The following is a 13290-nucleotide window of genomic DNA, read 5'->3' on the forward strand; positions in this document are numbered from 1 at the left end:
GAGATTTTTAAACAGATTTCATAATGAATGATTTTAGAAAATAAAAATGTGATAGAATTGATATAAGTTATTGAAAATTAATGATTTATGACATTTTTTGGAGAAAATAAATGAAATCTGTCACTTTTGGTCAGCTTTGGGCAGTGCTTGGCTTAGTGCTCCTCAGTTCGACACTCCAAGTCAATGCCAAGGAATACTATAAGTGGGTCGATGCCAAAGGCGTCACCACCTATTCAGCAACGCCACAACCTGTACAAAGACAAGAACCTCAACTCGATCCTGTTAAAAAGAATAGCAATACTCCAATCGTTCAACAGGCAAATGTACAAACTGGAACGGCACCGAAAGAGCCAAAAATCACAACAGTGACTGCAACTACAGCAACAACACCAAACAAGCCAGTAACTGCAACCACGACAGCCACAAGTAATCTTACTGCGACAAGTGACGTACTTATCCCTGTCAAAAACTGCAATGGGGTCAGATGTTGGGATACGAAAGGTAAGTCCTATAATCTCGTCGCAGGAACGACATATCTCTCTGCCAATGGAGGAAAATGTCAAAAGTTAGGCAATAACATGCGTTGTAGCAAATGATTTGTATGTTTTTATTACGGAAAGCATTGTTTTAAAGGCTTCCTTTTGCAAAATAAACAAGTTTCAGTATGATGTGTGCATCAAATTAGCCGCAGTATGATGATGAAAAAAGTTTTGTTTATTGCAATAGGTTTAGTTTTGGCTGGTTGTGCTGAGAAAAAGCCGTTAACCCCTGAAGAACAATGGCATGGCTATTGTGTCAGTGTGGGTAACGCTGCACGTTCGATTACACTAGATCGTCAAAATGGAATTGAGCAAAAACAAGCAACGGAATATGCGGCAAAGATTGAAGATGAGACCACACGTAAGTTTATCTTTAAAATTTTGGACACAGTTTATGCACTTCCTGCCGATCAACTGAAAAAAGATCCAGAAGCATTACGTGAGAATTTAAAGAAACAGTTTATGGAAGAATGCTTGGTTACCCCACATGACAAGCTGCCTAACTATAAACTTTTTTAATGTGTATATAAAAAAGACAACACCGTTTGTCTTTTTTTATGGGTGTAATTTATTGTTTTATTAGACTTTAACCTAAGACCAAAGCGGTATTTCCAAGGGATGAACATTTCGCTATAAAATAATGGGCATCACGTAGAAATACGGTAGTTGCATTAACATTTAACGCGAAGTCTAGTAAAATTTTGCTGTCCACATTACTTGTAAAGCTTGTAGCAAGCTGGAACTTACAAGTAATTTTTTAAAAAAGAGGAATAACACTGTGCTAGAAGCTTACCGCCAACACGTTGAAGAACGTGCCGCACTCGGAGTCCCACCGAAGCCGCTTGATGATGCTCAAACTGCTGAACTCGTAGCCTTATTAAAAAATCCACCAGCAGGTGAAGAAGCTTATTTAGTAGATTTACTAGAAAATCGTGTTCCAGCAGGTGTTGACCAAGCTGCATATGTAAAAGCTGCTTTCTTAGCTGCTGTTGCAAAAGGCGAAGCAACCTCTCCACTCGTATCTAAAGAACGTGCAGTTTACTTACTAGGTACAATGCTTGGTGGTTATAACGTAGCACCACTTGTTGAACTTCTAGACAATGCTGAGCTTGCTGAATTAGCGGCTGAAGCGTTAAAGAAAACACTTCTTGTATTTGATGCATTCCATGATGTAGCTGACAAAGCAAAAGCAGGCAATGCTGCTGCTAAAGCAGTATTACAATCTTGGGCTGATGCAGAATGGTTCACAAGCCGTGCTGACGTTCCAGAAGAAATCAAAATCACTGTGTTCAAAGTAACAGGTGAGACCAATACGGATGACTTGTCTCCAGCTCAAGACGCTTGGAGCCGTCCAGACATCCCATTACATGCAAACGCAATGTTGAAAAACGAGCGTGACGGTATTAACCCTGAAAAACCAGGTGAAGTTGGTCCATTAAACCAAATCAAAGAATTGATCGCGAAAGGCAACCAAGTTGCTTACGTAGGTGACGTTGTTGGTACAGGTTCTTCTCGTAAATCTGCAACTAACTCTGTACTTTGGTTCTTCGGTGACGAACTTCCACACATTCCAAACAAAAAAGATGGTGGTGTGTGCTTAGGTTCTAAAATCGCGCCAATTTTCTTCAATACAATGGAAGATGCAGGTGCATTACCTGTAGAAATCGACGTTGCCAACATGAACATGGGCGACGAAGTTGTATTGAAAATTGATCACGCTGCTGCAAAAGTAACTGCATTCAAAGACGGTGCACAAATTGCAGAAGCTGAGCTTAAAACGCCTGTACTTTTAGACGAAGTCCGTGCTGGTGGTCGTATTAACTTGATCATCGGTCGTGGTTTGACAACGAAAGCACGTGAAGAATTAGGTCTTGCACCTTCTACATTGTTCCGTACACCAGTACAACCTGCTGACACTGGCAAAGGCTTCACGCAAGCTCAGAAGATGGTTGGTCGTGCATGTGGTTTAGCAGAAGGCCAAGGTATCCGTCCGGGTACTTACTGTGAACCTAAGATGACCACTGTTGGTTCTCAAGATACAACAGGTCCAATGACGCGTGATGAGTTAAAAGACTTGGCGTGCTTGGGCTTCTCAGCTGACTTAGTGATGCAGTCTTTCTGCCACACTGCAGCGTATCCAAAACCAGTTGACGTAACAACTCACCATACATTACCTGACTTCATCATGAACCGTGGTGGTGTATCTTTACGTCCAGGTGACGGTATTATCCACTCTTGGTTAAACCGTATGTTACTTCCAGATACTGTTGGTACTGGTGGTGACTCACATACACGTTTCCCAATCGGTATTTCATTCCCAGCGGGTTCTGGTCTTGTTGCGTTCGCAGCTGCAACTGGCGTAATGCCACTTGATATGCCTGAGTCTGTACTGGTTAAGTTCAAAGGTAAAATGCAGCCTGGTATCACTTTACGTGACCTTGTACATGCAATTCCTTACTACGCGATTCAAGCGGGTGACTTAACTGTAGAGAAGAAAGGTAAGAAAAACATCTTCTCTGGTCGTATCCTTGAGATCGATTTATCAGAAATGGAAAATGACTTGACTGTTGAGCAAGCATTTGAACTTTCTGACGCATCTGCTGAGCGTTCAGCTGCTGGCTGTTCAATCACACTCTCTGAAGAGAAAGTTGCTGAATACCTACGTTCTAACATCACCATGTTGAAGTGGATGATTGCAGAAGGTTATGGCGATGCGCGTACAATGGCGCGTCGTGCTGAAAACATGCAGAAGTGGTTAGATAACCCAAGCTTGTTGAAAGCAGATGCTGATGCAGAATACTTAAAAGTTTATGAAATCGATCTTGCTGACATCAAAGAACCAATTCTTTGCTGCCCGAATGATCCAGATGACGCGAAACTTCTTTCTGACGTTCAAGGCGACAAAATTGATGAAGTATTCATCGGTTCTTGTATGACGAATATCGGTCACTTCCGTGCAGCGGGTCAGTTACTTGACAAAGTACCTGGTGGTTCATTGTCTACTCGTTTATGGTTGGCTCCACCAACACGTATGGACGAGCATCAATTGATGGAAGAAGGCTTGTATAACATCTATGGCCGTGCTGGTGCGCGTACAGAGATGCCAGGCTGTTCATTGTGTATGGGTAACCAAGCACGTGTAGCACCGAACACAACATGTGTATCGACTTCTACTCGTAACTTCCCGAACCGTTTAGGTCAAGGTGCAAACGTTTACTTGGCGTCTGCTGAGCTTGCATCTGTAGCTGCGGTTCTTGGTAAATTACCAAGCCCAGAAGAATATCAACAGTACGCGTCACAAATCGACAGCGCTTCTGCTGACATCTACAAATACTTGAACTTCGACAAGATGAGCGAATATACAAAAGAAGCTGATCAAGTTGATACCAAGAAAATCCAGGCTGCTCAATTGACCTAATCGATTGTTTTTGCTAAAAATAAGGGCTGAGTAATCAGCCCTTATTTTTTAAGATTTCAAATGGTGAAAAAAATTAATAAAGTAAAGTTTTTAGATAATCAAAAATCAAAAGTTGCTATGTCATCTAGAAGGTTTTTATTTAATTATGTTGGTAATTCAGATATATGGAGTGATGGGTTTCATGTTGATTATATGAGTGGGGGGGGAAGTGGAATACTTTTAAAGTATAAAAGTAAATTTTTTATTTTAACTGCTTATCATGTAATTAAAGAAATAATTGAAAATCCATTACAAAATACCTCACCTTTTTGGATTAGATCTAAAGAAAAAATTGTAGAAAGTATGAGTGATTTTTTAATGCCAAAAAAGGTTTGGTTTATTGGTGAGTTAATTCCTGAAGTAGAAGGTTGGCAAGATTATACGGATGTAGTTTTTATTGAATTATTTAATCCTCATGAAGATTTTGAACCAGATAATTACGTTGATATAACACAAAAAGAAGAGTGTACTGAAATTTTATCTTCAAAAAAAATTTTTGAAGGTCAATTTTTAGCTGCTTCAGGTTATCCATTAGAAGCTAATTTATTTGAATTTGACGTAGTCCCAGAGGGTTTTTCTCATGCAACTAACTTACAGCGTCATCATGATATTGGAGTGTGTTTTTTCGATGAATATGGGCACCCATATATAGATTATGAAAAGTGTGCAGATATATTTAATGGAAAAACTTATGATCATAATGGAATGAGCGGTGGCACTATATATAACTTTGAAGCTAATAGTAAAGCAAGATTAGTAGGTATGGTATTAAGTGGTAATAATAAAATAATTAGATTTATTCCAATATCGAAAATTTTATCTCAAATACGTAACTATGATAAAGCAAGTTTTATAGTTTTAGATTATGAAGAGGCTGTTCTAAAAGGATATTTAGAAAAATCTGGAGTATATTGTGTAGAAACAATGCAGACATGTCTGGATAAAATGTTAAGTGTGAATGGGGATTATGATTCATATAAAGATTGGCTTAAAAATAGAAAATTGAAAAAATCCGCATTCTCACTGGAAAAGGAAGGGGCGTAAAATGCCCAAACAATCCCGCTTCTTATGTATTGGTGGATTTCTTAATGGTTCTGCTGTGAAAGACCAAGGTGAAAGTTTTATCTGTGTTGAAAATGGCAAACAAGTAAGCTACTACAAAAAGGAAATTTTCCATCAAGACTCGTGGCATCAAGATTACTATGTTTGCGAAACGACAACAGAGCAACAAGCACGAAATTGGGTCTATGATATCAAACCTGATTAATGAAACTGATATAATTTTATTCGCTGTGTAGGTTTATAATTCTAGTACCCTTCAAATTAGTTATATGAAAAAGCCCCTTCTGTAAGGGGCTTTTTTTAAACTAAATTATCCTACCAATAACCCAACACTTTCCACCAAAGTCCACCAATCACCACAAAGATAATGATATTGACGATACTCATGACAAAGCCAGCTTTCCACCATTCACCCAGAGTGGTGTAACCCGAACCAAATACCACAGGCGATGTACCTGTTGCATAATGGGTTAATGTCATCATAATGCTTGATGCTGCTGCCATCATTAAGGCAAACAACATCGGTGGTGCGCCCAATGCCAGTCCAGCCGTATAGAACGCAGCAAACATGGCAGTGATATGTGCCGTGGTACTGGCAAACATATAATGTGCATACAAATAGGCAAGCATTAATAATAAACAGGCAGGCATCCAGCTGAGACCTAAATGACCAATCCCAGTTTCTAGCACACCTGAGAACCATGTGATTAAACCGAGCTTATTTAAATAAGTCGCCATCATCACCAAAGCTGCGAACCAAGTGATGGTATCCCACGCGCTTTTTTGCGTCAGGATATCTTCCCAAGTTAGTACGCCCGTAATTAGCAGCAAGCCCAAACCAATAAAGGCAGTCGTGGTGGGATCAACTGCCCAAGCTGAGCCAAAAATCATGGCAGGGATACCTGCCCATAACAGCAGTAAAATACCAAATACACCCAGCATAATGATTTCATTTTTGCTGACGGGGCCCATTTCTTTTAACTTGGTTTTGGCAAACTGAGCCGCATTCGGAGAGAGGTGGTCCCACATGTTTGAACAACTAAAAGCTTATTTATAAGTGATACTCTGCTCTAGTTAAGCTACCTTATTTTGTTGTGGTAGCTGGTCATAGTAAAACTCATCTGGAGTCATTTTGTCCAGACTCGAATGAGGTCGTTTCAAATTATAAAATTCAAAATATGCGTTTAATTGCTTCTTCGCATCCAAAACATTGCTGTAGGCTTTGAGATACACCTCTTCATATTTAACGCTCCGCCATAATCGTTCAACCATCACATTATCAACCCATCGACCTTTACCATCCATGCTGATTTGGATGTCATTTGATTTCAATACATCAATAAATGCATCACTGGTAAACTGACTGCCTTGGTCTGTATTAAATATTTCAGGTCGACCATATTTTTCAATAGCTTCATTTAATGTTTCTATGCAAAATGTAACCTCCATACTAATCGATACTCTATGCGCAAGTACCTTGCGGCTATGCCAATCAATCACAGCACATAAATAAACAAAGCCTTTTGCCATAGGGATATACGTTATATCCGTAGACCACACTTGATTACTGCGCTGAATAGCCAATCCTTTGAGCAGATATGGATATTTGCGGTGAGCTTGATTAGCCTGGCTTAAATTTGGTTTGCAATATAACGCATTAATGCCCATTTTCTTCATTAAAGTACGTGTATGACGTCGTCCTATATGATGTCCTTGACGATTCAACAAATCACGCATCATACGGCTACCTGCAAAAGGGTATTGCATATGTAACTCATCCATACACCGCATCAGCTTCAGATCTGATGCACTCACAGGTTTTGGGCGATAGTAATAACAACCACGGGAGACTTTCAGCAGCTGAGCTTGCTTAGATACTGAAATCTGAAGTGAGTCATCGATTAACTTTTGTGGTTGAAGCGGCCCAGTTTCTTCAACACACCTTCTAAAAAATCAATTTCTAATGCCTGCTCACCGATTTTTGCATGTAGTTTTTTTAGATCGATGGGTGGTTCTGTTGGAGCTTTTGATTGATCGAAAGCTTGCGAGGAAGCTGAAATCAGTTGATTTTTCCAGTCGATAATTTGGTTTTGATGAACATCAAATTCAGCACTCAATTCAGCAAGTGTTTTTTCTGCTTTAATCGCAGCAAGTGCTACCTTAGCTTTAAAATCATTTGAATGATTTCTTCTTGGTCTACGTGCCATAAAATACTCCATATATTGATGTTTATAACATCATTTGGGGAGCAAAATATCACTTATAAGTGTTGTTCAAATTTCCTGATCCACCTCTGAGTTTCTTTGACTTCAGGTGGATACATCCAGTACATAATCAACGGCATGATGATTAAGGCAATCAAACCGGGGAATAACATCGCCAGTGCCCATGTACTCCAACTCAATGAAATCTGGCTATTGGTTGCTTTAGCCACCAGATCAACCACCAAAGGGTTAGGGGCGGTTGCGGTAATAAACATGGCAGAAGTAATCGGGTTGGCTTGGTAATTCACCAAAGCTAAGTATTTCCCCATACGACCTTCGGTGCCTTTGGCAGGATCAGAGTCATAACTGGTGGAAATTGCACGAACAATCGGGTGAATAATCCCGCCACCACGTGCAGTATTACTTGGAGTGACAGGCGCAAGAATCAGCTCAGACAGCACCATGCTATAACCGATACCAATGGTTTTCTTGCCCCAAACTGCGATAAATAAATAGCCTAAGCGTGCACCGAGTCCAGTTTTTTGCAAACCTTTAGAAATCATGATTGAAATACCAATCAACCAAATCAGTGGATTGGCAAAACTGCTGAGCGCATCTTGAATGGCGCCGCTTGGACTATCGTTGGTAACACCTGTCACGGCGACCAAAGTAATGGCAATAATCGCAATCGCACCAATCGGCATGGCTTTACCAATAATGGCAGCAATCACACCGACAAACATCGCCAGTAAATGCCATGCATCAGGATCAACGCCAGCAGGTACAGGAATCACGAACCAGATCAGTAATGCAATAAATAAAGAGATCAGCGTCGGGAGAGCTTTAAATCCCATGTAAATTCCCCTTGTTGTCACGGGTTTAATAAAATTTATAGTTCTTTATGAATGAATCGTTAAAGAAAATAACCACTAAGCTTTTATTATCGTTGACGCGAGCGCCAAACTGCAAAGAAAATTTTGTTGAAACCGCGTTATATAGGGCAATGAGTTGGCGAATGATTTTGTTTAATTCGAGAAAAATAGGGCATTCACTTAAAATCTCTTATTAAATATGAAAGCATCATGCTACATTTTCAGCTTGCTTGATCAAACAATAAGTATGGTATGACTCAATTTTCATGGCAGCAATTAAGACGCTTTGTTTATGACAATTTGCACAATGATGACTATAAAAGTACGGTAAGTACCTGCGTAAACTATCTATTGATTGCTTTGATTATTGGCAACGTTGCTGCAGTTCTGTTGGAGTCCGTCAACGAATTTTATCAACTGTATAAGCCTTATTTCGATATCTTTGAAAATCTCTCGATCATGATTTTTAGTGGTGAATATCTGCTTAGGCTCTGGAGTATTGTTGAGGAAGAGCCACAAGAGGCTGCGTGGAAACAACGAGTTCGCTGGATGAAAAGTGGCGGGGCAATTATCGACTTATTGGCGATTTTACCTGCTTATCTCAATTTCATTGTTCCGATCGATTTACGTTTCTTGCGGGTCTTACGTTTGGTTCGCTTACTCAAGCTAACCCGTTATTTTGTTTCCCTGCAAATTTTATTGCGCGTGATTCAACGCGAAAAAGGCTCATTCCAAGCGGTCATTTTTATCTTGGTGATTATGATCGTGATGACGGCATCCGCGATTTATGTGGTGGAAAATAAAGCCCAGCCTGAGGCGTTTAGTTCAATACCACAATCGATGTGGTGGGCAGTGGTCACCTTAACCACAGTTGGTTATGGCGATGTAACACCAGTAACTAACTTGGGGCGGATACTCGGTGCATTCATTACCATTCTTGGCGTCGGTATTGCTGCTTTACCTGCGGGTATTTTGGCTTCTGGCCTTGCCAATGAATTAAATATGCGTAATCAGCGACTGGAGCAAGAGTTTAGGGAAGTACTTCAGGCCAAAGGTTTGGATCTGCTGCATGATCAAGTGGAAATTGAACGGATTCGCAAAAAGGTCGGTTTACCCAAAGAGCAGACCCATGAAATTATTATGCAACTGGTCAGAGAAAAGCTGCTTGAAGATCAGGAGCAGGAAAAGAAACTGTGCCGTTACTGCCCACATTGTGGTGAAAAGCTTCCTGAATAATTTGAAATTTATTATAAAAATGTAGCCTAAGGCTTCAGTATAAATTGGTAATGCTTAGCCATTTATTCGGATGAGGCGACACTCAATTTAGCTCTAAAGCTCAGCAGCACTGGGATTTAGAGCTTTTCTATTTAAAATTAAAAGTTCAGTTCATTAAGCGTTACTTCACGCAGATACTATTTCATTTAAAAAAGTTAACAATAATCTTTATCATTTGTGATAGTTTCTTGTTTAATGTTTTGTAATTTTTAAGCTTATTTTAAGTTTACGCAACTGATGAAGTTCTCCCAACATGATTAAGCGGCGTTATCTAATTTTATTATTGCTTCCACTGGCATTGATTTCCTTATTTGTCGGTGTAGGCGAGATGAGTCTTGCCGGTTTGTGGGCAGGCAATCCACAGGATTGGCAATTGTTCTGGACCAGTCGTTTGCCGCGTCTTATGGCAATTGTTGTGGCTGGTGCGGGCCTGAGTGTCTGTGGCTTGATTATGCAATCCCTTAGTCGCAACCGTTTCGTTTCTCCAACCACTGCTGGTTTGTATGACTGTGCCCGTTTAGGTGTACTGGTTTCGATTATCTTGCTACCGAGTGCTTCAATTTTTGTAAAAACAGGTTTTGCCATAACTGTGACACTGATCGGGGCAATGGCCTTTATGAGCATTCTGGCAACCCTCAAGCATCGGGATACCGTCTTTGTTCCACTGGTGGGGATGATTTTTGGCAGTATCATCTCGGCCTTTACCACATTTATCGCCTTGCAAATGGATTTATTGCAGAACTTGGCAGGCTGGTTACAAGGTGACTTTTCCACCATTTTAAATGGTCAATATGAGCTGATTTATCTCAGTGTTCCTGTTTTGATTCTGATTTATCTCTTTGCCAATCGTTTTGTCTTGGCAGGCTTGGGACAGGATTTTGCCACCAATCTTGGACTGAATTATAAACAGACCTTATTTTTGGGCTTGTTATTGGTCTCGGTGATTACCGGTGTGGTGATTGTGACCGTGGGTGCGATTCCGTTTCTTGGGCTGATTGTACCGAATTTGGTCAGCTTATATCTAGGCGACAATATCCGCCGAACCTTATCACATACCGCACTCCTGGGTGCTTTGCTAGTTCTGCTGTGTGATGTCTTTGGCAGGGTGGTGATCTATCCCTATGAGGTGTCGGTGAGTCTAATTATGGGCATCGTTGGTAGTGTGATTTTCCTGTGGTTATTGCTCAGGAGATACCGCTATGCCACATAAAACCAAGCTAATTGTTGTAGCCTTTTTAGTCATCCTCAGCATTGCCTTGTATTTGGGGTGGGGCTTAGGTGTGACATGGCAATATGCACTCGGTCTGCGTTTAAAAACTGTTGCCGCAATCATTGTCGCAGGCGTTGCTGTAGGTGTGTCGACCTTGGTGTTTCATACCATTGTCAATAATCGGGTCGTGACACCACAAGCTTTAGGGCTAGATAAATTATATGAATTGTCTAAGACGGCAATTATTTACTTCTTTGGTGCCACGACCTTATTGTCACTTAACTTTGTGACAGACTATCTGATCAGTCTGCTGTTAATGGTGACTTTTGCCTTACTGCTGTATCGGTTTATTTTCCAAAAAGTTGCACAGCAAAATATTTACTTCTTGCTGTTAGTGGGACTGATCTGCTCAACCTTATTTGACAACATGACAACCTTCTTTCAGGTCTTACTTGATCCTGATGAATTTCAGATTGCAGCCTATGCCGGTTTTGCCAGTTTTAATGTGGTGAAAATGGAAACGGTGGGACTGTCTTTACTGACCATTGTGCCGATTCTGCTTTACAGTCTAAAACACTACCACAAGCTCGATGTGATGGCCTTGGGACGAGATCATGCTCTGAACTTAGGTCTGGATTATGACAAGACCAGTCGTTTGCTTCTCATCCTTGTGGTGCTGGCACTTGCTTCTGCGACAGCCTTGGCAGGCCCGATGATGTTCCTTGGCTTGCTGGTCCTTAACATTACCCTCGAGCTGTTCAAGACCCATCAACATCACATCTTATTAGTCGGCATTATTTTGGTCAGCATCCTGTGTCTGATGATTGGGCAATTCATCGTATTACATCTATTGAATCTTAAAACCACGCTCAGTGTGATCATTAATTTTGTCGGTGGAATTTATTTCTTCTGGATATTACTGAAGGAAAATAAAAAATGGCAATAGAGCTAAAGAATTTAAGCAAAAGCTATCAGCAACAGCAGGTGGTACAAGAGCTTTCACTCAGTATTGCCAAAGGTCAGTTTACGGCTTTTATTGGCCCGAATGGCGCGGGAAAAAGTACCGTGCTTTCGATTATGAGCCGTCTAATCGAGGCTGATCAAGGACAAGTTTTGCTGGATGGACAGGATCTACGCCAAATGAAAAGTGCCGAGATTGCAAAAAAACTGGCCATCTTAAAACAGTCCAACCACACCGAGTTAAGACTGAGTATTGAAGATTTGGTGGCATTTGGTCGCTTTCCCTATTCACAAGGACGCTTAACCGCAGAAGATCGTGAGGTGATTAACCGTTCCATTGCTTATATGGATTTAGAAGCATTACGCCATCGCCAACTGAGTGAGCTGTCAGGTGGTCAACGTCAGCGCGCTTATATCGCCATGATTCTGGCACAAGACACTGATTATATTTTGCTGGACGAACCTTTGAATAATCTGGATATGAAGCACTCTTCACAGATTATGAAGGTGTTAAAAGATCTGGCTGAAAATCATGGAAAATCCATCATTGTGGTAATTCATGACATCAATTTTGCCTCGGTCTATGCCGATCACATCATTGCCATGAAAGAAGGGCAACTGGTCTACCAAGGTCATCCACAGCAGATGATGGATGAACGTATTCTCAATGATATTTTTGATTTTCATATCCCGATTCAACAGGTTCAACAGCACAAATTAGGTTTGTATTTTATTAGTTAGGAGTTCGTTATGCTTTTCAAAAAAACATTGCCAGTCATGATGCTGAGTGTGGTCTTGGCTGCATGTGGTAATTCCGAAGCACCTTCTGCAAAACAGGATGTAAATGCTACTGCGACACAGGATAGTTTGAGCTTTAGCAGCAAGGCTGGTCAGATCACGATTCCTGCAAACTTGTCTCGTATTGCGGTACTGGATACCAATGCCCTAAATACCATTCATGCCTTGGGTGCGAGTGATAAAGTGGTGGCCTTACCCAAAGGCACGCCCTTACCGAAAGTACTGCAAGATTTTAATGATGGGAAGTATCTGGATATTGGAACAGCCAAAGAGCCCAATCTGGAAAAAATTGCAGCCAGTCAGCCTGAACTGATTCTCATGAGTGGCCGTATGGAAAATTTGATGGACCAGATTAAACAGATTGCGCCAACTTATTTTGTTGATGTGGATTACAACGATCAGTTTAATTCCTTTAAACAGCAAACCCTAAATATCGCTGAAATGGTGGGTAAAAAGCCAGAAGCAGAGCAACAGTTGCAAACTTTAGAAAAAGACATTAACGCATTAAAAACCAAGACTAAGGGTAAAACAGCATTAGTAATCTTGGTCAATAACAGCAAAATTGCAGCGTATGGTCCAGGCTCACGTTTCGGTAATATCCATGATCTATATGGTTTTACTCCTGCAGATCCTTCAATCAAAGTGGGCTTGCATGGTATGGCGGTGTCGCATGAATTTATCGCTCAGAAAAATCCAGATTATCTATTCGTGATTGACCGCGGTGCTGCAATTACTGAAAATCAGCAAGGTGCAAAACAAGTGTTGAATAATAAGATTATCAACCAAACTAAAGCCGCGCAAAATGGCAATATTGTTTATCTAGATTCAAGTAACTGGTATTTAATGAACAATGGTTTGGATGGCATGAAGGCGATGCTGAAAGAAGTGGCAGATGCCGTGAAATAAAAATTTA

General features: G+C 40.7%; 11 protein-coding genes and 2 pseudogenes. 10 read left to right on the forward strand and 3 right to left on the reverse strand.

The window, feature by feature from the left end:
- Positions 1-110 precede the first annotated feature (110 nt).
- The 5 genes from F885_RS16935 to F885_RS16915 all read left to right on the forward strand — a co-directional run bounded on the left by F885_RS16935 (position 111) and on the right by F885_RS16915 (position 5263).
- The gene (locus F885_RS16935; RefSeq protein ID WP_005313283.1) at positions 111-596 is read left to right on the forward strand and encodes a DUF4124 domain-containing protein; all 486 of its coding nucleotides are present in this window, start codon (positions 111-113) and stop codon (positions 594-596) included.
- 102 nt (positions 597-698) lie between these two features.
- Positions 699-1058, forward strand: a complete 360-nt coding sequence (locus F885_RS16930) for a hypothetical protein (RefSeq protein ID WP_005204329.1) — start codon at positions 699-701, stop codon at positions 1056-1058.
- Between the two features lie 259 nt (positions 1059-1317).
- Complete coding sequence (locus F885_RS16925) at positions 1318-3957, forward strand: bifunctional aconitate hydratase 2/2-methylisocitrate dehydratase (protein WP_005187778.1); 2640 nt, start codon at positions 1318-1320, stop codon at positions 3955-3957.
- A gap of 60 nt (positions 3958-4017) precedes the next feature.
- Positions 4018-5040: a hypothetical protein gene (locus F885_RS16920; RefSeq protein ID WP_005313286.1), complete on the forward strand. Its 1023-nt coding sequence runs from the start codon at positions 4018-4020 to the stop codon at positions 5038-5040.
- A gap of 1 nt (position 5041) precedes the next feature.
- Complete coding sequence (locus tag F885_RS16915) at positions 5042-5263, forward strand: hypothetical protein (RefSeq protein ID WP_005313289.1); 222 nt, start codon at positions 5042-5044, stop codon at positions 5261-5263.
- A 110-nt stretch (positions 5264-5373) separates the two neighbouring features.
- Here F885_RS16915 and F885_RS16910 read toward each other — a convergent pair.
- The 3 genes and pseudogenes from F885_RS16910 to F885_RS16895 all read right to left on the reverse strand — a co-directional run.
- Positions 5374-6072, reverse strand: a pseudogene (locus F885_RS16910) (anion permease); the annotation flags it as partial.
- A gap of 60 nt (positions 6073-6132) precedes the next feature.
- Positions 6133-7277 (reverse strand): IS3 family transposase gene (locus tag F885_RS20485; RefSeq protein ID WP_085944219.1). Its coding sequence is split into 2 segments (ribosomal slippage): positions 6133-7013 and positions 7013-7277, totalling 1146 coding nucleotides; the frame shifts between segments, so codons are not numbered across the junction.
- A 77-nt stretch (positions 7278-7354) separates the two neighbouring features.
- Positions 7355-8116: pseudogene (locus F885_RS16895) on the reverse strand (DASS family sodium-coupled anion symporter); the annotation flags it as partial.
- 270 nt (positions 8117-8386) lie between these two features.
- Here F885_RS16895 and F885_RS16890 point away from each other — a divergent pair.
- From F885_RS16890 to F885_RS16870, 5 genes are all read left to right on the forward strand, one after another.
- Positions 8387-9370 (forward strand): ion transporter, encoded by a 984-nt coding sequence (locus F885_RS16890; protein WP_005313300.1) that lies wholly within the window; start codon positions 8387-8389, stop codon positions 9368-9370.
- A gap of 292 nt (positions 9371-9662) precedes the next feature.
- Positions 9663-10619 (forward strand): ABC transporter permease, encoded by a 957-nt coding sequence (locus tag F885_RS16885; protein WP_005313302.1) that lies wholly within the window; start codon positions 9663-9665, stop codon positions 10617-10619.
- Positions 10609-11565, forward strand: a complete 957-nt coding sequence (locus F885_RS16880; protein ID WP_005313304.1) for an iron chelate uptake ABC transporter family permease subunit — start codon at positions 10609-10611, stop codon at positions 11563-11565. The genes F885_RS16885 and F885_RS16880 overlap by 11 nt, the downstream gene beginning before the upstream one ends.
- The gene (locus F885_RS16875; protein ID WP_004806490.1) at positions 11556-12320 is read left to right on the forward strand and encodes an iron ABC transporter ATP-binding protein; all 765 of its coding nucleotides are present in this window, start codon (positions 11556-11558) and stop codon (positions 12318-12320) included. Before F885_RS16880 ends, F885_RS16875 begins: the two co-directional genes overlap by 10 nt.
- A 9-nt stretch (positions 12321-12329) precedes the next feature.
- Complete coding sequence (locus F885_RS16870) at positions 12330-13283, forward strand: siderophore ABC transporter substrate-binding protein (protein ID WP_004806492.1); 954 nt, start codon at positions 12330-12332, stop codon at positions 13281-13283.
- The last annotated feature ends 7 nt before the right edge of the window (positions 13284-13290 follow it).

It is taken from the genome of Acinetobacter higginsii (assembly GCF_000369845.1).
In the GTDB taxonomy this organism is placed as follows: domain Bacteria; phylum Pseudomonadota; class Gammaproteobacteria; order Pseudomonadales; family Moraxellaceae; genus Acinetobacter; species Acinetobacter higginsii.